Here is a 24,180-nt window from a genome sequence, read left to right as displayed (position 1 = left end):
CGACGCACGTTCGTACGGGTTCCATCTTACACCTGCGTTCCGTCCGTCCTCGCCGCCACCGGGCGTGGCGTCGAGGACGGACAGGGATCAGTCGAGGACGCTGTCCGGCTGGATGTCGATCTTGGCGCCGGTGAGCTTGGCGGCCAGACGCGCGTTCTGCCCCTCCTTGCCGATGGCGAGCGACAGCTGGTAGTCCGGCACGAGGGCGCGGACGGCCTTGGTGCTCGCGTCGAGGACGAACGAGCTCGTGACCTTCGCCGGCGACAGCGCGTGCGCCACGAACGTGGGCAGGTCGGCGTCGTAGTCGACGATGTCGATCTTCTCCCCCGCCAGCTCCTCTGTGACGGCCCGCACCCGGCGCCCCATCTCGCCGATGCACGCGCCCTTGGCGTTGATGGCCGGGTCGTTCGCCTTCACCGCGATCTTGGTGCGGTGCCCGGCCTCGCGGGCCAGCGCGACGATCTCGACCAGGCCGGCCGCGATCTCGGGCACCTCGAGCGCGAACAGCTTGCGGACCAGGCCCGGGTGCGTGCGCGAGACGGTGATCTGCGGACCCTTGAGCCCCTTGGCGACGCTGGTGACGTACACGCGCAGCCGGGACCCGTGCGTGTACTCCTCGCCGGGCACCTGCTCCTCGGGCGGGAGGATGGCCTCGACGGAGCCGAGGTCGACGTGGATCATGCGCGGGTTCGGCCCCTGCTGGATCACGCCGGCGACGATGTCGCCCTCTTTGCCCTTGAACTCGCCGAGGACGGCGTCGTCCGCGATGTCCCGGAGGCGCTGGCTGATGACCTGCTTGGCGGCGAATGCGGCGATGCGCCCGAAGTCGTCCGGCGTCGCCTCCTCCTCGCCGATGATCGCACCCTCGTCGTCGCGGACGACCTGGAGGACGGCGACGTGGCCGGTCTTGCGGTCGAGGTGCACGCGGACGCCCTCCGGCGTCGCGCCGTCGGGCGAGACGTGCTTGGAGTACGCGGTCAGGATCGCCTGCTCGATGATCGAGACGAGCTCGTCGAACGGGATCGCCTTCTCCTTCTCGATCCCTCGCAGCAGACTCAGTTCGATGTCCATGACGGCCTCCCTATTCAGCTCTCGTCGCGCCCGAATGCACGCGCGACATCCGTACAACGATACCGTGTGCCGCGCGCCCGGGCCATCCGGCCTTCGCCGGCACAGGCCGTCGCGCGACAGCAGGCGCCCTTGCCGGAACCGGCCTGCCTCCGCGCGGCGGCCTGTTCCGTCGTGGAGTCCGGCGCCTGGTCAGGCCTTCGGCGCGGACGGGAGGGTGTTGAGCGCGCCGATCAGACGGAAGAGGTTACCCACCTGACGCTGATCCAGGTGCAGGGCGAGGCGCGGGAGGTCGAGGCGGTCGTCGTCGGCGACCTCCGGGGACCGGGGGGCCGTGCGCTCGATCCGCCCGGTCGACAGGAGTGCGGCGAAGGCGGTGTTGAGCTCCTCGATCTCGGCGTCCGTCGGCTCGGCCTTGAGCCGCAGCACGAGCGTGTCCCCGACCCACCGCAGCGAGTCGTAGTTGCGCCAGAACCCGGTGATCTCGGCGCGGGCCTCCTCGACCGAGTCGGTGATGACGACGCGATCGAAGTCCCCCGGGGAGATCACCCCCATCGGGGCGAGGTGCTCGTCGACGAAGCGCCGCATGCCCTGCCAGAACGATCCGCCCTTCTCGTCGAGCAGCACGATCGGCGTCGGCTCGGCCTTCCCGGTCTGCTGCAGGGTGAGCAGCTCGAACATCTCGTCGAGCGTGCCGAAGCCCCCAGGCAGGCAGATGAATCCGCTCGACTCCTTGATGAGCATGAGCTTGCGCGTGAAGAAGTATTTCATCGCGACGACCTGATCGCTTCCCGCGACGAGACTGTTCGCCTTCTCCTCGAAGGGGAGCCGGATGGAGACGCCGAGCGACAGCGCCGGCCCCGCCCCCTCGGCGGCGGCCTGCATGATCCCGGGGCCCGCGCCCGTGACGACCATCCAGCCGTCGTTCGCGAGCGCTGCCGCGACATCGCGCGCCTGCAGGTACAGCGGGTCGTCGTGGAGGGTGCGCGCGGAGCCGAACACCGTCACCTTCGGCACGCCGCGGAACGGGGCGAAGAGGCGGAACGCGTCGCGCATCTCGGCCAGGGCGGCGGAGGCGATCTTGAGGTCGAGGCGGTCGGTGTCGTCCTCACCGAGGAGCAGCGCCGTGCGGAGCATCCGCATCACGAGCCGGCGGTCCGAGGACACCCCCGCTTCGTCCAGCACATGGTTGATCTCGTCGCTCAGAGCGGCCGGCAGCGGTTCCTCGGTCATGCCCCCAGCGTCCCACGCGGCCTCCCGCCGACGGGACGCAACGCCGAGGATCCGCACCCCCGCGCTCCGCAGCATGGGCGGGACACGGTGTCAACGCCCGTGCCCTCGGTCGGCGGTGGCGCCACGATGGCGACATGACAGAGATCACCGGAACCGAGGCCCTCGCCCGCATCAAGGAGCTCGTGGAGGACATCGACTTCACCATGCTCACCACCACCGACCCGGATGGGAACCTCGTCAGCCGGCCGATGTCGACCAGGCAGATGGACGACGCCGGCGCCATCTGGTTCTTCACGGCGGAAGACACGGAGAAGGTCGAGGAGTCGCGCCGTCACCATGATGTCGGGCTGGCCTACTGCGACGCGAAGGGCATGCGCTACGTGTCCGTCGCCGGCACCGCCGAGGTCGTCCACGACCGCCCGAAGATGGAGGAGCTCTACTCCCCCTCCCTCGACATCTGGTTCGAGGACGGGCTGGACACCCCCGGCATCGCCCTGCTCGCGGTCACCCCGGTCGTCGCCGAATTCTGGGAACCGGCGAAGGGCAAGGTGGCGATGGCCGCCGGGGCGCTCAAGGCGTTGGTGACCCGAGACACCCCGGACGACGACATCATGGACCACGGCCGCGTCACCTGCTGAGCGACCGGCGGCGCCGGGTCAGCGCGTGGCGGAGAGCCGCTCCACGGCCTCGGCGACCGAGACCGCCTCGCGCTCGCCCGTGCGGCGGTCCCAGAACTCCACCTGGCCGTCGGCGGCGCCCCGGCCGACGATCACGATCTTCGGGACGCCGACGAGCTCTGCATCACCGAACTTGACTCCGGGCGACACCTTCGGACGGTCGTCGTAGAGCACGTCGAGGCCTGCGGCCTCGAGCTGCGCGGAGAGGTCCTCCGCGACGTCGAAGGCGACCTGGTCGCGCCCGGCGGCGACGACCTGCACGTCGAACGGGGCGACCGAGGCCGGCCAGATGAGGCCCTTGTCGTCGTTGTTGAGCTCGGCGATGATCGCCAGGATCCGCGTGACGCCGATGCCGTACGACCCCATGGTGACCGTGACGAGCTTGCCGTTCTCGTTGAGGACCTTGAGGCCGAGCGCCTCCGCGTACTTCCGTCCGAGCTGGAAGACATGACCGATCTCCATGCCGCGGGCGAGCTCTACCGGACCGGAGCCGTCGGGCGCCGGGTCGCCGGCGCGCACGTTCGCGATCTCCACGATGCCGTCCGCCTCGAAGTCGCGTCCGGCGACGACGGAGTGCGCGTGCTTCTGGTCGATGTTCGCGCCGGTGATCCAGCTCGTGCCCTCGCTCACGCGGGGGTCGACGAGGTAGCGGATGCCGGTCGCGGACTCCTCGCCCAGCACGGCGCCCGTGGGCGACCACGGACCGATGTAGCCCTTCACCAGGAGGGGGTTGTTCTCGAAGTCCTCGGCGGTGGCGGTCTCCACCTCGGCCGGCGCGAAGGCCACCTCGGCGCGCTTCTCGTCCACCTCGCGGTCGCCGGGGATGCCGACGATCACGAGCTCACGGGTGCCGTCGAGGTGCTTCAGGGCGAGGACCACGTTCTTGAGCGTGTCGGCGGCGGTGTACTCGCCGTCGAGCTCGCGGTTGCAGTGCGCCACGAGCGTCTCGATGGTCGGCGTGTCCGGAGAGTCGAAGACCACGGGGGCGCCGTCGGCATCGAACGGGACCGGCGCGGGTACCGGGGTGCTGAAGGCCTCGACGTTGGCCGCGTAGCCGCCGGCACTGCGGACGAACGTGTCCTCGCCCACGGGGGTCGGGTGCAGGAACTCCTCGCTCCGCGAACCGCCCATGGCCCCGGCGTCGGCCTGCACGATGGCGTACTCGAGGCCCAGCCGCTGGAAGATGCGCTCGTACGCGTCCCGCTGCGCCTGGTAGCTCGCGTCCAGCCCCTCGTCGGAGGCGTCGAAGGAGTAGGCGTCCTTCATCGTGAACTCGCGGCCGCGGAGGAGCCCGGCGCGCGGCCGGGCCTCGTCGCGGTACTTGTCCTGGATCTGGAAGATCGTCAGCGGCAGGTCCCTGTACGACGAGTACAGATCCTTCACGAGCAGCGTGAACGCCTCCTCGTGCGTCGGCGCCAGCAGGTAGTCCCCGCCCTTGCGGTCCTGGAGGCGGAACAGCAGATCGCCGTACTCGTCCCAGCGACCGGTGGCCTCGTACGCCTCGCGCGGCATCAGCGCGGGGAAGTGCACCTCCTGCGCACCCGCGGCGGCCATCTCCTCGCGGATGACGGTCTCGATCTTCGCCTTGACGCGCAGGCCGAGCGGCAGCCACGCGAAGATGCCTGCCGCCTGCGGTCGGATGTACCCGGCGCGGATCAGCAGCTTGTGACTGGCGACCTCGGCACCGGCAGGATCTTCGCGGAGCGTACGGAGGAAGAAGTTCGAAAGACGAGTGACCACGGCTCAAGTGTAGTGAGCCGCGGTCACCCGCCTCGTCGCTCAGTTGAGGGCCGGGAGTCCCTGCGGCACGACACCGCCGCCGTAGAGGCTCTCCGCGAGCTCCTGCAGAGCCGTGAGCGCCACGCGCTGCGGCAGCGGACCGTAGGAGATGCGGGCCACGCCGAGCTTCTCGTACTCGGAGGCGGCGAGCGCGCCGGGGATGCCGATCACGCTGACCTTGCGCTCACCGATCCCCTCGACGAGCTGACGCGTGACGTTCGCGTCCAGGATGCCGGGGACGAAGACCGCGGTGGCGCCCGCATCGAGGAAGGCGCGACCGCGCTGGATGGCATCCGCGATGCTCTGCTCCACGGGGCGCGACCCGGCACGCACGAACGCGTCGGTCCGGGCGTTGAGGGCGAACGGCACGCCCTCCGCCTCCGCGGCCTTCACGATGGCCTCGACGACGGCGACCGATTCATCCAGCGGCTTGAGGCGGTCCTCGACGTTCGCGCCGACGACGCCGGCCGCGATCGCGAGGCGGGTGGTCTCCCCCGCGTCGCCGTACCCGTCGTCCAGGTCGGCGGTGACGGGAACGGACACGGCCGCCGCGATCCGTCCGACCATGTCGATCATGACGTCGCGCGGGGTGTCCCCGTCGTCGTAGCCGAACGACGCGGCGATGCCGTGACCGGCTGTGGCGATCGCCTTTGTCTCCGGCAGCGCGGCGACGGCGCGTGCGGAGACGACATCCCACACGTTCACCACGCGGAGGATCTCCGGGGCGTCATAGAGTCCGACGAGGGTCTGGGCCTTGGCAGCAGTGGTCATGTCCCCACGCTAGCGGCCGATGCGGGCACGCGGGCCGGCTGCGGCGGATCGTCCCGGTGCTCGACCTAGGCTGGCGGCATGCCCCAGCGCCGCTCGCATGTCGCCCCCTCCGCCGCCCAGACCGAGCTCGCCGCGGCGCTCTCGGCGCTGCGGGAGGCCCTGGACACGCCGACCGCGTTTCCCGCCGACGTACTCGCCGAGGCGGAAGCGGCCTCGGCGACGACCCCGGAGCTCGACCTCACGGAGATCCCGTTCGCGACCCTCGACCCGGCGGCGCCCGTGACCTCGACCAGGCCTTCCACCTCGAACGCGACGGCGACGGCTATCGGGTGCGGTACGCCATCGCGGACGTGCCGGGTTTCGTCACCCCCGGTGGTGCCGTGGACGCGGAGGCCCGCCGACGGGGACAGACCCTGTACGCCGCGGACGGCACGATCCCGCTGCATCCGCCGGTGCTGAGCGAGGACCGCGTCTCCCTGCTCCCCGATGTCGACCGTCCCGCTCTCGTGTGGACGTTCGCGCTGGATGCCGCGGGCACCGTGACCGACTTCCGGCTGGAGCGCGCCCTCATCCGGTCCCGTGCGCAGCTCGACTACGCGGGCACCCAGGAGGCGCTGGACCGGGGCGACGGCGGCCACGCGGCCCTGCTGCCGGAGATCGGTGCCCTCCGCCTCGAGCAGGAGCGTCGGCGCGGTGGAGCCAGCCTCAACGTCCCGGACGAGGAGGTCGTGCGCACCGAGGACGGCTCCTATGCGATCGAGCGCCGCAGCCCCCTGCCCGTGGAGGAGTGGAACGCGCAGCTGTCGCTCATGACCGGGATGGCGGCCGCGACGCTCATGATCGACGCAGGCGTGGGCATCCTCCGCACGATGCCGGAGCCGGACGAGGCGGCGTTCGCGGCCTTCCGTCACCAGACGGAGGCGCTCGGGCGCCCGTGGACCGACGGCACGTACGGCGAGTACCTCCGCGGCCTCGACCGCTCCGACCCGATGACCCTCCCGGTGCTGGAAGCCGCCGCCTCGCTGTTCCGCGGTGCGGGGTACCTCGTGTTCGACGGGGAGCCGCCCGCCGACGCCGTGCAGGCCGCGATCGGCGCCCCGTACGCACATGCGACCGCTCCCCTCCGCCGGCTCGTCGACCGCTGGGTCCTCACCATCTGCCTCGCCGTGTCGACGGGACAGCCGGTGCCGGAGTGGGTGCGCTCCTCCCTCGGCGACCTCCCCGCGCTCATGCAGGACTCGGGCCGACGGGCGTCGCAGCTGGACGCGGACACCGTGAACCGCGTCGAGGCCGCGCTGCTCACGCCTCTGGTCGGGCAGACGGTCGAGGCGACGGTCATCGAGCTCCGGGGTGAGCGGGCCGCCGTCCAGATCGCGGAGCCCGCGGTCACGACGACCGCGGCGGTGGGTCTCGCGAGGCCCGGGGACGTGGTGCGGCTGCGCGTCGTGCGCGTGGACATCGCGACGGGCGAGATCGAGCTCGCCGTCTGACTCCGCCGGGTCAGGCGAGGACGCCGGATCAGGCGCTTACCGGCACCAGCGCCTGTGCTGCCGCGTTCGCCTGATCCTCCACCAGCGTCAGCCCGAGACGAGACGGCCGTCGGCGCCTCTCGGGACGATGTCCGTGCTGGTCGGCATACTCGCTCCATGCCTTCCATGCCGGTCGAATCCGTGACGCGTCCCCCGCTCGACCTCTTCGCGCTGGCCTCCTCGTTCGTGGAAGTCCCGGTGTCTTCCTGGCGCTCCGCCCCTTGGTGGTTTTTCCGCCTGTGCCTGGCGGTCTTCCTCTCCCTCGGCGCAGCCGCCGCGTTCACCGTTGTGCCGGCTGCGACCGCGAACGACATGTCCCTTCGCATGGGTATCGGGATCGGATGCTCGATGGCGACCGTCATCCTGCTGGTCACGCTTCTGACCGCGAACGGCTACAGTCGCGTGACCCGGTTCGCCCGGAAGGCGCGGCACCGGATCGGTGCCGCAGTACTGGGGCTGTCCGTCGCGTTCTCGCTGCTGCTGGCGATCGGCGCGGGTGCGGCGGCGCTGACACCGACGATCGGCCGGGACCCCCAGGTGCTGCTCCTGCTCGCCACGATCGCCGTGCTCGGCGCCTTCTGGGGGTGGATGGCACTGATGCTGACTCCCCCTGTCCTCTCCACCGCACCGACCGCAGACCTGCATCGCGCAGGACGGGCCTACACGGCGATGACCGCAGCGGCCGTGATCCTCGTGGTGTACACGTGTTGGTTCCTGAGCCCCCAGCTCGAGGTCGCGGGTTCCTTCTCCGTGGCCCTCGTCGCGGTCGCTGCCTGCCTCGCCTGGCGCAACCGCGCCCTCGCCGCGATGGAAGCGCAGCGGCAGAGGATCCTGGCGATCCTCGACGACGGCATCGCCGTCCGCACGAGCGAGACACATCCAGGCCCCCTCGCTTCCAGCCTTCTCCCGCTGCAGAGTGCGGTGAGCGTGAGCCCGTTCGCCCCGAACTCCCTCCTGAGCACTCCGATGGCGGCCGCGTGGGAAGTGCAGATGATCCTCGCGTTCCTGGTCTGGGACTCCGGCGACGGCCCCTTTCCCCCGGACCTCGAGAAGCGGCGTGAACAGCTCGAGGTCTGGCAGCACCTCGGCTCCGAAGAGCGAGAGCTCGCCATCCGGGGCTTCTTCCGCGCACTGCGCCGGCGAATCGTCGCCTGAGCCGCGGGTTACCCTGTCGAGATGGATCAGGTCGAGCGCGTCGGGCGCTTCATCGCCGCGCGGTATCCGCGCGCACGCATCGCGATCGTCGCCGGGAGCACGGCCCGCGGCCAGCGCACGCGTTCGAGCGACATCGACCTCCTGCTCATCGACGATGATCTCTTCACCGATCGCGCCCAGCAGAGCGAGGCCCTCACCTGCGATTTCGAGGGCGAGATCTTCGAGGTCTTCGCCTACACGGCGGAAGGGTTCGAGACATGGGCGAACCGCGGCCTTGCGCAGCACCGACCCGTCATCGTGCACATGCTCGTGGAGGGCGTGCCGGTGCTCTCCGGGCCCGGGCTCGACGACCTGCGGGCCCGGTGGGGTGCGGTGCTCGCCGCCGGGCCCACGGTGGAGGACAGTGAGTCACGATTCCGGCGGTACGTGATCACCGATCTGCTCGACGACCTCCAGGACGCCACGGACCCGCTCGAGCAGCACGTCGTGGCCGGCCTGCTGTTCGAGCGCATCGCCGAGCTGATGCTGCTGACCGACGGGCAGTGGATCGGCTCCGGGAAGTGGCTCCCCCGACGTCTGCGTGCGTGGAGCCCCGAGCGCTCGCAGCAGCTCAGCGCTCCGCTGCTCGCCGGAGACATCCCGGGGTTCGCGGCGCGGGTCAGTGAGGAACTGGAACTCGCCGGTGGTCGGGTGCAGGCAGGGTTCGTGCGCTGACCTCATCGCGGGAACAGGCAGACACGCGACAGCAGGCGACACCGGCCGCTGGCGCCTGTCCTCGCGCGAATGCCTGAGGCGGGCGAGGGCTCAGGAGGCGGGAGTCGCGGTCGTCGTCATCACGAGGAGCTGCGGGTCGGACAGATCCAGAGTCACCGCGATGGCGGCGAACTCGGCGAGGGAACGGACGTGGGTGCCGCCGCAGAGGATCACGGCCTCGCCCTCGGGGAGGTCGCAGTGCCAGCGTCGCCGGTCGACGATGGTCGGTCCGTCCACCTCGATGCGGCTCGCGGCAGCGGAGGCGACCCATGCGGCGAGCTGTGCGTTGATGCGCTGCTCGCGGTCGGCCAGCGTGGCCGCGAACGTCTCGGTGTCGAATCCCGCGCGGCGCAGGCTCTTGCCGAGGCGGTACTCGTCGACGGCGCCGTCCTCGTGGATGCGGCTGGACTGGTTCGCCCGTCCCTCGAAGTCCGGGTTTCCCAGCGCATCCTCCCCCGGGTCCTTGCGCCAGAGGTCGGCGACCGCGAGATCCAGGGCGAGGGAGGCGAGGTGGCACGCGGTGTGACCGCGGCTGAGGCCGGCACGGTGCGCCTCGTCGACCGAGAGCGCCACGCGCGTCCCCTCCGCGAGCCAGGCGGGCGCGGCACCATCGAGCCGGTGGCCCACCAGCCACGTCCACCCCTCGGTCCCGCGCTTGACGGGGATCGCGCTGCCCACCGCGAACGCGCCGTCATCCGAGACCGCCGCCATGAGCGCCTCGGTCACGGCGACGGCTCCGTCCTCGCCGGAGATGTCGCCGGTATCGCCGGGCTGATCGGGCCAGGTGTGATCGACGGGGTGGAACGGCGTGGCGTCGACGACGACCACGGTTCCGTCGGCGTCGTCGGCCACGCGGGTCACGACCGCGTCTCCGCGGAGGCTGCCGTCCGGGAAGGTGACGATCGTGGGCGTGGTCATGGGGCTCCTCGGAGAGACGACGGAAGGGTGGTGCCGGTCAGGCACGGGGTGTCAGTGGGACGGCGGGATCGTGAAGCTGGCGAGCCGGTCGCCGTCGACGACGAAGATCCCATCGGACTCGCCGTTGAAGACGCGACTGCTCCACGCGAACCGGATGCGCGTCGTGTCGCCGTCCGTGGCGGCCGAGAGCACGGTCATCCGCGCCCCGGCGCCGATCGCATCGCTGTCCGCCCAGCCGCGCACGCCGTCGGCACCGGCTTTCACGGTGCCCCAGTCGCTCACGAAGCCGTCCGCGGTGAACGCGGCGACGAAGGCGTCGGTGTCCCCGGCGTTGATCGCGTCGATCATGGCCTGGACCGGCGCGGGCAGGAGGATGTCGGACACGGCACTCCTCGGATCAGGCGGTGACGACCTGGGCGGTGCCGAGCGGAGCGTCCGGTCCCATCTCGGCGGCGATGCGGTTCGCCTCCTCGATGAGGGTGGCGACGATGTCGGCTTCCGGGACGGTCTTGATGACCTCGCCCTTGACGAAGATCTGGCCCTTGCCGTTGCCGGAGGCGACACCGAGGTCGGCCTCGCGTGCCTCACCCGGGCCGTTCACGACGCAGCCCATGACGGCGACGCGCAGCGGCACCGTCATCTCCTTGAGCCCCTCGGTGACGTCTTCCGCGAGCGTGTAGACGTCGACCTGAGCCCGACCGCAGGACGGGCACGAGACGATCTCGAGCTTGCGCTCCCGGAGGTTGAGGGACTGCAGGATCTGGTGACCGACCTTGACCTCCTCGGCCGGCGGCGCGGACAGCGAGACGCGGATGGTGTCGCCGATGCCCTCCCCCAGCAGGATGCCGAAGGCGGTCGCGCTCTTGATCGTGCCCTGGAAGGCCGGTCCCGCTTCGGTCACGCCGAGGTGCAGCGGCCAGTCGCCCCGCTCGGCGAGCTGACGGTAGGCCTTGACCATGACGACCGGGTCGTTGTGCTTGACCGAGATCTTGAAGTCGTGGAAGTCGTGCTCCTCGAACAGCGACGCCTCCCAGACCGCACTCTCGACGAGGGCCTCCGGCGTGGCCTTGCCGTACTTCTCGAGCAGGCGACGGTCGAGCGAGCCCGCGTTCACGCCGATGCGGAGCGAGACGCCCGCGTCCTTGGCGGCCTTCGCGATCTCGCCGACCTGGTCGTCGAACTTGCGGATGTTGCCCGGGTTCACGCGCACGGCCGCACAGCCGGCGTCGATCGCCTGGAAGACGTACTTCGGCTGGAAGTGGATGTCGGCGATGACCGGGATCTGGCTCTTCTTCGCGATGATGTGCAGCACGTCGGCGTCGTCCTGCGAGGGCACGGCGACGCGGACGATCTCGCAGCCGGAGGCGGTGAGCTCCGCGATCTGCTGCAGCGTCCCGTTGATGTCGGTGGTCTTCGTCGTCGTCATCGACTGCACGCTGACGGGCGCATCGCCGCCGACGAGGACCTTGCCCACCCTGATCTGACGGGACTTGCGACGCGGGGCGAGGACTTCGGGGACCTTCGGCATCCCAAGATTCACTGCTGGCACGATCCCAGCCTACGCCGCCCGGATGCGGAAGGGCTGGATGCGGCGGGTGTGGTAGTTTCGCCCCATGATCGCGCACATCACCTGGTGGCCCGCCTCCTAGGCGGTGTGTTCGCGTTCCCTCGAATCCAGACCGCCTCCGGGGCGGTCTTTTCGTTGCGCCGAGCCGGAGCCCTCGCACAGGAGACATCGATGACCCTCTCTCGCCTCGACGAGCTCAGCGCCGACCCCACCGCGTCCTTCGTGCTGATCGCCCGGGACGGCGCGGACACCGTCGAGCTGCTCACCGGAGATGTGACCGACGTCGACCTGCTCGCCGACATCCCCCTGACGGTCGAGGGAGAGCCGCGGGAGGTGTTCGCGCTCGTCCCGTATCGGCAGGTCCGCGAACGCGGCTTCGTGGCCCAGGACGACGGCGCCCCGTTGCGCTGCCTCGTCGTCGCGGAGCACCTCGACCTGCCAACTGCTGCTGTGCTCGACGCGCTTCCGACCGCCCCGATCGCGCTCCGCGATGAGGGCTTCGACATCGCGGACGAGGAGTACGCGCGGATCGTCGAGACCGTGATCGCGGACGAGATCGGCCGCGGCGAGGGTGCGAACTTCGTCATCCGCCGCGATTTCACCGCGACCGTCGACGCCGACGGGCGCCAGGCGGCGCTCACCTGGTTCCGGGCTCTGCTCGCCCACGAGCGCGGCGCCTACTGGACGTTCGCGGTCGTCACCCCCGGGCACATCGCGGTCGGGGCGAGCCCCGAGGCGCACGTCGTGGCCCGCGGCGGCGTCGTCACCATGAACCCCATCTCGGGCACCTTCCGGCATCCGGCCGGCGGCGCGACGAAGGAGACGCTCACCGACTTCCTGGCGTCGACCAAGGAGACCGAGGAGCTGTTCATGGTCGTGGACGAGGAGCTCAAGATGATGAGCGCCGTCTGCGCCGACGGCGGACGCATCACCGGCCCGCATCTCAAGGAGATGTCGCGGCTGACGCACACCGAGTACATGCTGCGCGGACGGAGCGGGCTGGACCCGCGGGACATCCTCCGCGAGACGATGTTCGCCCCGACCGTCACCGGCTCCCCCATGCAGAACGCCTGCGCCGTGATCCGGCGGCACGAGCGCAAGCCCCGGGGCTACTACTCGGGCGTCGCGGCGCTCTTCACGCCCAACGCCGATGGCGGGCACGACCTCGACGCGCCCATCCTCATCCGCACCGTGTACCTGCGCGACGGCGAGCTGAGCGTGCCCGTCGGCGCGACCCTCGTCCGCCACTCGGACCCGCACGGCGAGGTGTCCGAGACCCACGGCAAGGCCGCCGGCGTGCTCGGCGCGATCGGCGCGATCGATCGGGACCGCGTCGCCGAGGCCCGCAGCGACGCCGACGCCCCCGGTGAGCCGCGGCGTCTCGCGGACGACCCGGACGTCGCCGCGCTCCTCTCCTCGCGCAACGCCCGCCTCGCCGAGTTCTGGCTGAACCCGCAGGGCGAGGACTTCACCGGTCCGTTCTCCGGCCGCTCCGCCCTCGTCGTCGACGCCGAGGACCGCTTCACGACGATGCTCGCGCATCAGCTGCGGCACCTCGGGCTCGACGTGACCATCGCGTCCTGGGACGAGGTGGACGACGGGGCGGTCGAGACGGCCGATCTCGTCGTCGCCGGCCCCGGCCCCGGCGACCCCCGAGACGACGCGAGCCCGCGCATCGCCCGGATGCGCGAGGTCGTGGCGGCCCGCCTGCAGGCGCATTCGCCGCTGCTCGCGGTCTGCCTGAGCCACCAGATCCTGGCGGACCGGATGGGGATCGCGCTGACGCCCCTCGACGCTCCGCACCAGGGGCTGCAGAAGGCCGTGCCGGTGTTCGGCGAGGACGCCTCGATCGGGTTCTACAACACCTTCACGGCACGGGTCGACCCCGGAGCGACCACGGTGGGCGCGGCCGAGGTCTCCGCGGATCCGGTGACCGGAGACGTCTACGCGCTCCGCGGCGACGGCTTCGCATCGGTGCAGGGCCACCTCGAATCGATCCTGTCCCGCGACGGCATCCGCACGCTGGAGCGCCTGGCGGCGCACGCCCTGCGCTGAGCGCGTTCCGGCCGCTCAGCCCAGGAGCTTGACCGGGTTGAACAGGTCGGCCACGAGCAGGAGCGCGCCCATCGCGATCAGCAGCGTCGCGACGACGACGGTCAGCGGCACGAGCTTGGTGGCGTCGACCGGGGCCGGGGGCGGCCGCCGGAACAGCTTCGCCCACGCCCGCTTGATCCCCTCCCACAGCGCGACGACGATGTGCCCGCCATCGAGCGGCAGCAGCGGGATCAGGTTGAAGACGAAGAGCGCGACGTTGAGCGAGCCGAGAAGGCCGAGCAGCACGGCGAAGCGGTTGAGCACCGGAGCGTCCGTCGCGGCCACCTCGCCCGCGAGACGCCCGACGCCGACGACGCTCAGCGGCCCGTTCGGATCGCGTTCCCCTCCCGTCACGAGCGAGACCCCGACGTCCCACAGGCGCACCGGGAGCGTGACGATCAGCGAGCCGACCCGGGCGACGGTGTCCGCCGCCAGCTGGGGTCCGGCGGTCAGCGGCTGCTGCACGTAGCCCATCTGCGCGATCATCCCCGCGTAGCCGACCTCCTTCACGACGGGATCGCCGTCGTCGTCGAGCACCGGCTGCCCGCTCGCGTCCGTGATGGTGCGCTCCGCGGCGATGGGGGTGAGGGTCAGCGTCCGCTCGGTGCCGTCCCGGCGCACAACGAGGGCGAGGGGCTCGCCCGGTGAGGCCTGGACGATGGCGGTGGCCTCCGCGAAGGTCGACACCGGCTTCCCGTCGATCGACACGAGGACGTCGCCCGGCTGCACGTCGGCCGCAGCGGCCGGGGACTCCGGATCGTCGGCCCCGCACTCGGTCGCCGTCGACGACGCGGGGACCACGCACTCGTTCACCGCCGCGACCGTCGTGGTGCCCTGCTGCACGCCGATCCCGCTGACGAGAACGGTGAAGATCACCACGGCCAGCACGAGATTCATGAGCGGTCCGCCGAGCATCACGATCACGCGCTTCCACACCGGAAGCTTGTAGAAGACCCGGTCCTCGGCGCCCTCCGCGATGGTGTCGTCGTTGGCAGAACGCGCGTCCTGGATGAGCGTGCGGAACGCCCCGGACGCGGGCCCGCTGTCCTTCGACGACGGATACATCCCCGACATGGAGATGAAGCCGCCCAGGGGCAGAAGCTTGAAACCGTACTCCGTCTCGCCGATCCGCTTCGACCACAGGCGCGGCCCGAAGCCGATCATGTACTGGCCGACACGCACGCCGAAGAGCTTCGCGGGGACGAGGTGGCCGACCTCGTGCAGACCGATCGAGAGGCCGAGGCCGATCAGCATGAACACGATGCCGCCCAGATAGAGCAGGAATTCCACGAGCCCACGCTACTGCCCGCCGCCTAGGAATCCGCCCGGCTCGCGCAGCGTCGCTAGGCTGGCACGATGACGTCCCGGCAGCTGCGCTTCCTCCGCGCCGCCGCCGTGTCCGCGATCGCCACGCTCCTCGCGGCCGTCTCCCACACGCTCGCCGGCGGGGCCGCCCCGCACCCGTTGCTCATCGCCGCCGTCGCGACGCTCTTCGTGCCGCTCTCCGCCGCCGTGGTCGGCCGTCGGTCCTCGCGCGCCCGAGTCGCGGTGGCCGTGATCCTGGCGCAGGGCGCGTTCCACCTGCTCTTCCAGCTCCTGGGGGCGCCCACCGCCGAGGAGGCGCCGGGACTCGGCGTCCACTCCCACCACCTCGACCTGAGCGCGCTGGGACCCCTGTCGCCCGCTCCGGGGCCCGGCACTCTGATGCTGGCAGCGCACCTCGTCGCCGCCCTGCTGACGACGGTGCTGCTGTGGCATGGCGAGAGCGTGCTGCGCACGATCGCCCGCTGGTTCCGAGCCGCCCTCCGACGCACGGCGACGCCCGCCTCCACGCCTCCCGCTCCCCCGCGTCCGCTGCGCTCCGCCCTCCTCCCTCCGCTCGACGTCGCGACGACCGCCGTGGTCTCGCGACGCGGTCCTCCGATGCTCCTCGGCGGCTGAGCCGTCCCCTCGATCCGGCCGTCGCCGTTCGACGGCCCATCCTTCCGGGTTGCGCTGTTCCGGCGCGCCCGCACACGAGCATCTGGAGACCCCATGTCGAACACCACCATCCGTCCCCGTCGTCCGCGCCGCACCCTCCTCGGAGCCACCGGCGTCGTCGGCGGACTCGCCCTCGCCCTCGCCGTCCCCGCGATGGCCGGGGCGCACGTCAGCGTCAGCCCGGACGAGCTCGCCGCGGGCGACCACGGCGTGCTGACCTTCTCGTTCTCGCACGGCTGCGGCACCTCGCCCACCACCGCCCTGCGCATCACCATGCCGGACGGTCTCGCCTCGGTAGCCCCCACGCTCGACGGCGACTGGACCATCCAGGTCGAGCGCGGCGACGACGGTCTCGTGAGCGCCGTCACGTACACCGCCCTCACGCCGGTGCCGACCGACCTGCGCGGCGCCGTGAGCATGTCGGTGGGCCTGGATGAGGACACGCCCGAAACGCTCGCCTTCCCGGTGGTCCAGCAGTGCGTGGACGGCGCGACCGAGTGGACGCAGCTCGCCGAGAAGGGTGAGGACCCGCACGACCTCGACTCCCCCGCGCCTGTCGTGACGGTCACGGACGGCACCGCGGACGGTCACGGCAACGGCTTCCTGCGCATCCCGGCGTTCGACGACATGCAGGTGCAGCTCGTCCCCGGTGCGACGCCGGTCGTCGTGGACGAGGACGCGGCCGTCTCCTTCGCCGTGCAGGACTACGCCGACCTCCCGTCGTCCGATGCGATCGAGATCGGCACCGGGTCGTTCACCGCCCAGCGGGCTGCCGCAGAATGCACCGCCGACGGCCCGCGCGAAGCGGAGTACCGGGCCGGCCGCGAGGCGCCGTGGTCGGACACCTGCCTGATCCCGGTGCGCCTGGAGGGGCAGAAGCGGTGGTCGTACCTCGACGTGCCCATCAGCGTCCGCCCGTCCGAGCCGCAGCTGCTGCTCTCCTCCATCTCGCACACGATCGCCCCCGGAGCGACGGAGAGCGTCGACCTCTACGCCAACATGGCCGCGTGGGAAGGGGGCCGGGAGGGCAACGCCTCCTCCCTCGAGTACCGCATCGTCTACTCCGGTTCGGCGTTCCTCGTCACGCAGAGCGGCGGGAAGCTGACGATCGAGGCGCGCGCCGATGCGCGACCGGGCAACACCGAGAACGTCAGCGTCACCGTGCCGCAGTACGGACAGCCGTCGGCGTCCGTCCGCCTCGTCGTCGGCGCGGCCCCGCCGGACGCCCCGCGGGGAGCGACCTTCACCAAGCAGTGCGTCGTCACGAGCGCCAACTGCTCGATCGACGTGGTCGACGTCGCCGGTGAGTACGATCCCTTCGCCGGGAAGCCGGGATCCGGGCTGCGCCTGATGTCGCTCGGGGCCGGCGCGCGCTGCGACGTGGCCTCGGTCTCGACAGCAGGCGCCAAGACCATCACGGCGAGCTGGCCCGGCGGCGGGCAGGCGCCCGGCGGACAGTGCGTGATCCCGTTCGTCGTGTCGGATGCGCAGGGCCGCACCGGCACCGGCACGCTCACCCTCGACCTCCAGGGGTTCCCGCAGGCCCCCGCGAGCGTCACGACGGTCGGCTTCACCCGCACGACCGTCGCGCTGGAAGTGCCGCTCGGCGAGGCGGGACGCGCGCATCCCGCGGTCTCCGGTGTGACGATCCTCCAGGACGGCGCCCCGGCGAATGCGTCCTGCAGCCCGGCCGGCGCCGTCTACCGCTGCACGGTCAACGGGCTGACGAACGGCACCCCGCACACGTTCACCGCCGCGGCCGTCAACGCCGTCGGCACCTCGGCCGCGACGTCGCCGCACACGAGCTGGGCCTACGCCGCTCCTGTCGTCTCGAACGCGACGGCCACGCCGGAGTACCGACCGGGGGTCTCCGACCGGGGACGTGGGGCGGTCCGGGTGTCGATCGACGCCGCCGACGACGCCGTCTCGTTCCGGATCGAGGAGACGGGTGAGGTCATCAACCGCACGGGGGCGACCACCACGGCCGAGATCGCGCTGTCCCCGGGGGCGCAGACGCTGACGATCGTCCCGATCAGCCAGTTCCAGCCGCCGACCGGCGGCGGCAACGAGGGCGGCGGGTTCCGCACCTCGGTGACGGTCGCCGGCTCGGTGTACTTCGACCCGGCGGCGACCCAGGCGACGGTCGTCTCGAACACGGCGGTGAACGTCTCCGGCATCGCCGCGCAGGCCAACGGCAGCGCCAAGGGAGTCCAGGTCGTGTACGTGGCGTGGCGGTCGGGCAACGTCAGCTGCACCGCACGCGGCGACGGCACGCTCGCGGTGTCCGGCGGCGAGGTGCAGTCCGAGTCCCCGTCCCTCCAGGGGCTGCGGCCGTACCAGCTGTACTCCGTCAAGGCCTGCGCCTCGAACGGCTACGGGGTGGCGGAGTCGTCCACCGCGACGGTCTTCACGTTCACGTTCGTCGACGGCCCCGGCGGCGACACGACCTACACGGTCGCGAAGGACCCCCGGCGCGACGGGAACCGCTACGAGTACGGGCTGGCCTCGGCCCCGCGCATCGAGGTGGAGAACGGGTTCGTGCCGAAGTACTACATGTACGGATCGTGGCGCGATGACTTCGCGCTCACCCCGGACTCGTCACCGGGCCAGGTCCTCGCCCGCGCCTGCCATGCCAGCCAGAGCAACTCCTGCTCCGGCGAGGTCACCATCACCGCGACGACCGCACCGACCGTGGTCAACGCCGTGTTCCAACCCTGCATGCCCGTCGTCGAGGGCGACGTCGTGACGGTGTCCGCCGCCGCACGCGGCTCGTACATCCTCGAGGCGACGCCCCTGGTCGACACTCCCGGCACCTTCGACGTGACCATCACGTGGACCGGAGCCTTCGCCACCCTCACCCCCATCACGCATCGCGTCACGGGCCTGTGCCCCTGACCGCCGAGCACACCGACACGAATACTCTTTCCCTATGCCAGCCACCGCAGCAGCCCCCGTCACCATCGCTCCCGAGCAGGCCTCCTGGTTCGCCGAGACGTTCTCGATCCTGACCGGCAACATCGAGCAGGCGATCCTCGGCAAGCGCCACGTGGTCGAACTCGTGCTCGCCACCGCCGTCAGCGGCGGCCACGTCCTCCTGGAGGACTATCCGGGAACCGGCAAGACAGCGCTCGCCCGCGCCGTCGCCCAGACGGTCAACGGGACCAGCAGCCGCATCCAGTTCACGCCCGACCTCCTTCCGGGGGATGTGACCGGCATCACGGTCTACGACCAGAAGGAGGGCACGTTCGAGTTCCACGCGGGGCCCGTCTTCGCGAACATCGTGCTCGCCGACGAGATCAACCGGGCGAGCCCGAAGACCCAGTCCGCGCTGCTGGAGGTCATGGAGGAGGGCACGGTCACGGTCGACGGCGTCACCCGGTCCGTCGGCTCCCCGTTCCTCGTGATGGCGACGCAGAACCCCATCGAGCAGGGCGGCACCTACCGGCTGCCGGAGGCGCAGCTCGACCGCTTCATGATCAAGACCTCGATCGGCTACCCCGACGAGGCGGCGACGATGCGCATCCTGCAGGGCGCCGGTCGGGCGAAGACGGTGCTCGACGGCATCGTCGACACCGACACGATCCTGACGATGGCGGAGATGTCGCGCGGGGTCTACGTGAACCCGCTGGTGTCGGACTACATCATGCGCATCGTCGACGCCACGCGGCGCGCGTCCGAGGTCCGTCTCGGGGCCAGTGTGCGCGGGGCCCTGGCGCTGTCGCGCCTGGTGATGACCTGGGCGGCCAAGAACGGGCGCACGTTCGTGACGCCCGACGACGTGCGCGAACTCGCCGTCGTCGCCCTCGCGCACCGTCTGGTGCTCGAACCGGAAGCCGAGTTCGACGGGGTGACGGCCGTGGCCGTGGTCGGACAGATCCTCCTCGACGTCGAACCTCCGCGCGAGAACGGCACTGCGTGACCTTCAGCACCGAATCCCGCCTGACGCGGACGACCGCCGGCACGAGCACGTCGACGCGGACGTCCACCGTCACGCGTTACGACCGCACGCGCCGCGGTCCCGTGCGCGGCGCGGTCTTCGGCGCGCGTCGGGTGGCCCGCTCCGTGGGGCGCGCGACGAGGGCCACGGTCGGCTGGGTCCGTGAGACGGTCACCACGGCGGGCATGCTCGTCGCCGCGGCCGTGGTGCTCGGCGTGCTCGCCGGGCTGCTGTTCGGCTGGGTAGAGGCCTGGGCGGTCGCCACGATCGCGCTCGTGCTGCTGGTGGCCTGCGTGCCGTTCATCCTCGGCGCCCATGACTACCGGATCGATCTCGTGCTCGACCGCGACCGCGTCGTCGCCGGTGCCGAGATCGGTGCGACGCTCGACGTCCGCAACAACGGCGAGCGCCTCTCGCTCCCCGGCGTCGTGGACGTGCCGGTGGGGGAGGGCCTCGTCGAGGCGCACGTGCCGCTGCTCCGACCGGGCGCGCACCACCGTGAGGAGCTGACGATCGCCGCGCACCGCCGCGGCGTCATCGATGTCGGCCCCATGACGATCACCCGCGGCGACCGATCGGGATCCTCCGCCGAGAACTGCGCTGGCCGGACGTGCAGCGCATCCATGTGCACCCGGTGACCGTGCGGCTCCCCAGCACCAGCGCTGGCCTGATCCGCGACCTCGAGGGCACGCCGAGCACCACCCTGGTGGACGCCGACCTCTCCTTCCACGCCGTGCGGGAGTACGTCGTCGGCGACTCGCCGCGCCACATCCACTGGAAGTCGACGGCGAAGACGGGCACCCTCATGGTGCGGCAGTACGAGGAGTCCCGGCACGCGCGCATCGCCGTCATCCTCGACCTCGACCCCGAGTCCTACGCGAGCGACGACGAGTTCGAGAACACGGTCAGCGCCGCCGCGTCCCTGGCGCTGCAGGGCGTGCGGGACGGCAGGGACGTGCTCTTCTCGGTGAGCAACGAGATCCCGGAACACGGCCGCGCGGAGGTGCTGTCGATCCGCACTCTGCCCACGGTCACTCCCAAGGCGCTCCTCGACGCGACCTCCACGATCGATCAGGCGGCACGGGTGATGCGGCTCGAAGCCGTCGCCGCCCTCACGGCGCAGTCGTACCCCGACCTGTCGATCGGGTTCCTGCTGACCGGCTCCCTCCTGCCTCTCGAGCGTCTGCGTCACGCGGCGGTGAAGCTCCCGGCGGCCGTGGAGGCCGTGGCGGTGCGCAGTGAGCTCGGTGCGCAGCCGACGATGCGGACGGCCAGGGAGCTCGCGGTGATGACCCTCGGGGCGCTCGGCGACCTCCCGCAGATGCTCGCCCGCGGAGCCCTGCGATGAACGCGGCCGGCCCGAAGCGCGGGCGGCCGCGTCGCGGAAGCCTCCCCTCGGCCCTGACCCTCTGGTCGCTGGGATACGTGCTCGTCGGCGTGCTCCTCGCCACAGCGGCCGCCTGGCCGGTCTACGAGTCGTCCCGGGCCCTCGCCGTGGGGATCGTCGGCGGCCTCCTCGGCATGGCCGTCGCCGTCGTCGCGCGCATCCTGCGCTGGGGAACGCTGCTCGCCGCGCTTGCCGCAGTCGGCGTGTACCTGCTGGTCTCGGTGCCACTGGCCATCCCGTCCGCGCTCACCTCTCTTCCCGCATTCCTCGGCGGCGTGCGGGACGCGGTGCTCGGGGTCGTGCTCGGGTGGAAGCAGATGCTCACCCTGAACCCGCCGCTGGGCGAGTACCAGGCGGTCCTCATCCCCTTCCTCGTCGTGATGCTGTCCGGCTCGTTCGTCGCCACCCTCCTCGTCTGGAGCGGGGGCAGGCGGGCGGTGGCCGCCGTCCCCGTGGTCGTGGCGATGAGCGTCTTCGGCATCGCCTTCGGCGTGAGCGGCACGTCCTCCCCGGTCTCGGTGGCCGGAGTCGAGCTCCCCGCGCCCCGGGAATGGCTGATCGGCGTCGCCGTCTTCGTGGTGTCCCTCGTCTGGCTCGTCGGACGCACGCGGCTGCAGCGCGCCGCCGCCCTGCGCAGCGTGGCGGCGGCGAACATCTCCCGCCGTGCGACCCCCGCCTGGCTCACCGTGCGCCGGCACCTCCTCTCCGCGGGGTTGGCCGTTATCGCCCTGGCCGCGGGCTTCGCGATCGCTCCCGCGGCGGCCGGCTGGTCGGACCGCTCCGTCCTCCGCGACGAGATCGAGCCCATGGTGGTGGTGCAGGAGCAGCCGAGCCCGCTCAGCTCGTATCGATCCTGGTTCGCCGGCGGCATGCTGGACACGCCGGTCGTGCAGCTGGAGGGCGATCCCGGTGCCGTGGATCGCCTCCGTCTGGTCACCCTCGACGCCTACGACGGCGAGGACTTCCACATCGACGCCGACGACCGCTTCAGCCGCCTGCCCCGTTCGGCCCTCCCCGGCCCCGGCCGGGTGACGATGGAGATCACGATCGGCGAGGGCTACCGGGGGATCTGGGTTCCGTCGCCGGCCGGCCTCGCCGAGGCTCCCGCCTTCTCCGGGGAGCGGGCGGACGCGCTCGCCGACGGCTTCCACGTGAACGCCGACGGCGACACCGCGATCACCGTCGCCGACGCGCCGGGCGGCGGGGAGGGGTTGGTGCCCGGGGATCGCTACGCCGTGCTCATCGATGCGCCGGGCAAGCCCGGTGACCTCACAGCGCTCCAGGGCGGACGCTCGACCCTCGACACCGATCGGTACCCGGCGCTCGTCGAATGGGCCGAGATGCAGGAGCAGCCGCGGACCGGCGCCGGCTACCTCGAGGTGATCGATCGCCTGCGGTCCCGCGGCTATCTCAGCCACGCGCTGCTGGAGGACGAAGCGGCCGCCGGTTGGATCGCCGCTCTGCAGCAGTCCGAGGGGTATGCCTTCGCGCCCAGCTATGCCGGGCACTCCGCCGCCCGCATCGAAGAGCTCTTCACGGCGCTGACCGAGCAGGAGCGGCGGGCGGGCGCCGACGCGAAGCCGGAGATGCTCGTGTCGGCGGTCGGCGACGACGAGCAGTTCTCCGTGGCCGCGGCTCTCCTCGCGCAGCACTGGGGGCTGGAGTCCCGGGTGGTGATGGGCGCGCGCCTCGCCGGCGCGGACGAGGTCCCGGGGATCCCCGCCTGCGGCGACGTGTGCACCGGCGCGAACATGAGCGCGTGGGTCGAGGTTCGCACCTCAGGGGGAGAGTGGATCCCCGTCGACACCACGCCCCAGTACTCCATGCTGCCGAGCACCCTCACCGAGGGCGAGCAGCTGCCGGAGCATCCCACGGTCCCCGAGCAGCCGCGGTCCGAGGCGTTGGACCCGCCGCAGGCGCAGAGCGACGCGAACAACGACGCGCCGCCGCTCGCGGAGCCGGCGTCGGAGGTCCTCGCCGTCCTGCTGCCGATCCTCCGGGGTGTCGGCCTCGGCCTCCTCGCCCTGCTGCTGCTCGCCCTGCCCTTCCTCGTGCTCCTCGTCGCGAAGAGCAGGCGCGCACACGCGCGCCGCACGGCCCCGGATCCCGAAGTCCGTCTGGCCGGCGCCTGGGAGGAGCTCGCCGACGTCTACGCCGATCACGACGTGCCCATGGCCGGGCAGGGCACCCGGACGCAGCGCGCGCAGTCGAGCGGTCGCGCGGCCGCGCAACGGCTCGCCGCCCTCGTGGACCGTGCCGTGTTCGCCGAGCACCCGCCGACTCCCGAGGACGCGACGGCCGCGTGGGCCCTCGTGGACGCGGAGCGGGCGGAGCTCGCCAAGACGGGGACACGGTGGCAGCGCCTGCGTGCCCGCATCCGGCCGACCTCGTTCGTGGCCAGGACGCGGTCGCTGCGCCTCCCCGGCTTCGGTGCACGACCCATGCTCGGTACGCTCGGATGGACCGGTTCACTGGATGACCGGAAGAAGGGGGACTCATGACCGCGCCCGCGGACTCCGGTCTGGCCACGATGCTCGTCATCATCGTCGGACTCGGCCTGCTCGTCGGCCTGGCCGTCTACGTCTGGTACGCCCTCGCGCTCTCGCGCCTGTTCCCCCGGATCGACGGGGAGGGGTGGAAGGGCTGGGTGCCCGTCCTGAACGAGGCCGAGATCCTCGCACGCGGGGGAGTGCCCGCCTGGTCGGTGGTGTTCTACTTCATCCCGATCGTCCAGCTCTACGGGATCTACCTCAAGGTCGTCGCGACCCACCGGATCAACCGGCGCTTCGGACGGGGCGCCGGCATGACGGTGCTCGCCATCCTGCTGCCGCCGGTCTGGGCGACTGTCCTCGCCTGGGGCCCGCCCCCTATCCCGAGGGCGACCGTCTCGCGGCGCTCCAGCCCGGGCCGCGCCGCAGCGCTCCGCCCGCGACGGCTCCTGCGCGTGATGCCTCGGGGTACACGATCCCCTCCCTCGCCCCGGCCGGGACCGGATCGCCGGAGACGCCGTCCCTGATCTTCCCCGACTACGCCGCGCCGCCCGCGGTGGTTCCGGCCCCCAGCGCGCCGACGCCGAGCCGGCGGCCCCGCGGTCGTTCGCTCCGCCTGCCGCGTCCCCGGCATCCCCGCCGGCACCGTCCGTGGCATCCTCGCCGTCGGCTCCGCCGTCCCCGACCTTCGCACCCCCGGCACCGTCTGCTCCCTCTCCCCGGGTCGAGTCCGCGCTCGCGAACCCCGACATCGACTACGCGATCATCGACGACTGGGCCGACAACGACTTCGACGGCACCACCGACGCGCCGAACATCAAGCCCCTCGTCTTCGACACCGCC

General features: G+C 71.6%; 19 protein-coding genes and 2 pseudogenes. 13 read left to right on the top strand and 8 right to left on the bottom strand.

Features of this window, described 5'->3' with window-relative positions; genetic code table 11:
* Positions 1 to 87: 87 nt before the first annotated feature.
* On the bottom strand, positions 88 to 1,071 hold the full coding sequence (nusA, locus tag AC2W7E_RS00105; RefSeq protein ID WP_025103177.1) for a transcription termination factor NusA: 984 nt from the start codon (positions 1,069 to 1,071) through the stop codon (positions 88 to 90).
* Positions 1,072 to 1,260: 189 nt separating this feature from the next.
* Complete coding sequence (locus AC2W7E_RS00100) at positions 1,261 to 2,301, bottom strand: LOG family protein (protein ID WP_085607287.1); 1,041 nt, start codon at positions 2,299 to 2,301, stop codon at positions 1,261 to 1,263.
* Between the two features lie 134 nt (positions 2,302 to 2,435).
* Here AC2W7E_RS00100 and AC2W7E_RS00095 point away from each other — a divergent pair, with 134 nt between their 5' ends.
* Complete coding sequence (locus AC2W7E_RS00095; RefSeq protein ID WP_485988317.1) at positions 2,436 to 2,939, top strand: pyridoxamine 5'-phosphate oxidase family protein; 504 nt, start codon at positions 2,436 to 2,438, stop codon at positions 2,937 to 2,939.
* An 18-nt stretch (positions 2,940 to 2,957) separates the two neighbouring features.
* Here the strand turns inward: AC2W7E_RS00095 and AC2W7E_RS00090 are convergent, their stop codons facing one another.
* A complete protein-coding gene (locus AC2W7E_RS00090; protein WP_485988316.1) occupies positions 2,958 to 4,718 on the bottom strand; it encodes a proline--tRNA ligase in 1,761 nt (586 codons plus the stop codon).
* Between the two features lie 39 nt (positions 4,719 to 4,757).
* Positions 4,758 to 5,528 carry an isocitrate lyase/PEP mutase family protein gene (locus AC2W7E_RS00085; RefSeq protein ID WP_102208370.1) on the bottom strand — a complete coding sequence of 257 codons (771 nt, stop codon included), beginning with the start codon at positions 5,526 to 5,528 and terminating at the stop codon, positions 4,758 to 4,760.
* Between the two features lie 78 nt (positions 5,529 to 5,606).
* Between AC2W7E_RS00085 and AC2W7E_RS00080 the strand changes: the two are divergent.
* The 3 genes and pseudogenes from AC2W7E_RS00080 (at position 5,607) to AC2W7E_RS00070 (ending at position 8,926) form a co-directional block, all read left to right on the top strand.
* Positions 5,607 to 7,018, top strand: a pseudogene (locus AC2W7E_RS00080) (RNB domain-containing ribonuclease).
* Positions 7,019 to 7,174: 156 nt separating this feature from the next.
* Positions 7,175 to 8,212, top strand: coding sequence for a hypothetical protein (locus AC2W7E_RS00075; RefSeq protein ID WP_485988315.1), 1,038 nt, complete (start codon positions 7,175 to 7,177; stop codon positions 8,210 to 8,212).
* A 21-nt stretch (positions 8,213 to 8,233) separates the two neighbouring features.
* Complete coding sequence (locus tag AC2W7E_RS00070; protein ID WP_315109892.1) at positions 8,234 to 8,926, top strand: hypothetical protein; 693 nt, start codon at positions 8,234 to 8,236, stop codon at positions 8,924 to 8,926.
* A 90-nt stretch (positions 8,927 to 9,016) separates the two neighbouring features.
* Here the strand turns inward: AC2W7E_RS00070 and AC2W7E_RS00065 are convergent, their stop codons facing one another.
* The 3 genes from AC2W7E_RS00065 to ispG are packed head-to-tail and all read right to left on the bottom strand — an operon-like array spanning position 9,017 to position 11,411.
* Positions 9,017 to 9,883, bottom strand: coding sequence for an alanyl-tRNA editing protein (locus AC2W7E_RS00065; protein WP_485988314.1), 867 nt, complete (start codon positions 9,881 to 9,883; stop codon positions 9,017 to 9,019).
* Between the two features lie 51 nt (positions 9,884 to 9,934).
* Complete coding sequence (locus tag AC2W7E_RS00060) at positions 9,935 to 10,267, bottom strand: nuclear transport factor 2 family protein (protein ID WP_085607277.1); 333 nt, start codon at positions 10,265 to 10,267, stop codon at positions 9,935 to 9,937.
* A 13-nt stretch (positions 10,268 to 10,280) separates the two neighbouring features.
* On the bottom strand, positions 10,281 to 11,411 hold the full coding sequence (gene ispG, locus AC2W7E_RS00055) for a flavodoxin-dependent (E)-4-hydroxy-3-methylbut-2-enyl-diphosphate synthase (RefSeq protein ID WP_149086093.1): 1,131 nt from the start codon (positions 11,409 to 11,411) through the stop codon (positions 10,281 to 10,283).
* A gap of 210 nt (positions 11,412 to 11,621) precedes the next feature.
* Between ispG and AC2W7E_RS00050 the strand changes: the two genes are divergently transcribed.
* A complete protein-coding gene (locus tag AC2W7E_RS00050; protein ID WP_126894543.1) occupies positions 11,622 to 13,505 on the top strand; it encodes a chorismate-binding protein in 1,884 nt (627 codons plus the stop codon).
* Positions 13,506 to 13,520: 15 nt separating this feature from the next.
* Here AC2W7E_RS00050 and AC2W7E_RS00045 read toward each other — a convergent pair whose 3' ends face one another.
* The gene (locus AC2W7E_RS00045) at positions 13,521 to 14,834 is read right to left on the bottom strand and encodes a M50 family metallopeptidase (RefSeq protein WP_485988313.1); all 1,314 of its coding nucleotides are present in this window, start codon (positions 14,832 to 14,834) and stop codon (positions 13,521 to 13,523) included.
* Between the two features lie 66 nt (positions 14,835 to 14,900).
* On the opposite strand from AC2W7E_RS00045, the gene AC2W7E_RS00040 reads away from it, so the two are divergent.
* The 8 genes and pseudogenes from AC2W7E_RS00040 to AC2W7E_RS00005 form a co-directional block, all read left to right on the top strand.
* Complete coding sequence (locus AC2W7E_RS00040) at positions 14,901 to 15,485, top strand: hypothetical protein (RefSeq protein ID WP_374461356.1); 585 nt, start codon at positions 14,901 to 14,903, stop codon at positions 15,483 to 15,485.
* Between the two features lie 93 nt (positions 15,486 to 15,578).
* Positions 15,579 to 18,419 (top strand): YcnI family copper-binding membrane protein, encoded by a 2,841-nt coding sequence (locus AC2W7E_RS00035; RefSeq protein WP_485988312.1) that lies wholly within the window; start codon positions 15,579 to 15,581, stop codon positions 18,417 to 18,419.
* A gap of 34 nt (positions 18,420 to 18,453) precedes the next feature.
* Positions 18,454 to 19,443, top strand: a complete 990-nt coding sequence (locus AC2W7E_RS00030; RefSeq protein WP_126894296.1) for an AAA family ATPase — start codon at positions 18,454 to 18,456, stop codon at positions 19,441 to 19,443.
* Complete coding sequence (locus AC2W7E_RS00025; protein ID WP_485988311.1) at positions 19,440 to 20,099, top strand: hypothetical protein; 660 nt, start codon at positions 19,440 to 19,442, stop codon at positions 20,097 to 20,099. The genes AC2W7E_RS00030 and AC2W7E_RS00025 overlap by 4 nt, the downstream gene beginning before the upstream one ends.
* Entirely contained in the window at positions 20,072 to 20,809 is a 738-nt protein-coding gene (locus AC2W7E_RS00020) for a DUF58 domain-containing protein (protein WP_485988310.1), read from the top strand. Before AC2W7E_RS00025 ends, AC2W7E_RS00020 begins: the two co-directional genes overlap by 28 nt.
* Positions 20,806 to 23,349 (top strand): transglutaminase-like domain-containing protein, encoded by a 2,544-nt coding sequence (locus AC2W7E_RS00015; RefSeq protein WP_378869405.1) that lies wholly within the window; start codon positions 20,806 to 20,808, stop codon positions 23,347 to 23,349. The genes AC2W7E_RS00020 and AC2W7E_RS00015 overlap by 4 nt, the downstream gene beginning before the upstream one ends.
* Entirely contained in the window at positions 23,346 to 23,864 is a 519-nt protein-coding gene (locus AC2W7E_RS00010; protein ID WP_485988309.1) for a DUF5684 domain-containing protein, read from the top strand. The genes AC2W7E_RS00015 and AC2W7E_RS00010 overlap by 4 nt, the downstream gene beginning before the upstream one ends.
* 124 nt (positions 23,865 to 23,988) lie before the next feature.
* A pseudogene (locus AC2W7E_RS00005) lies at positions 23,989 to 24,180 on the top strand (hypothetical protein); the annotation flags it as partial.

This window comes from Microbacterium sp. CFSPD4_SD4, from assembly GCF_057364585.1.
This window is presented reverse-complemented; position numbering and strand designations above follow the sequence as displayed.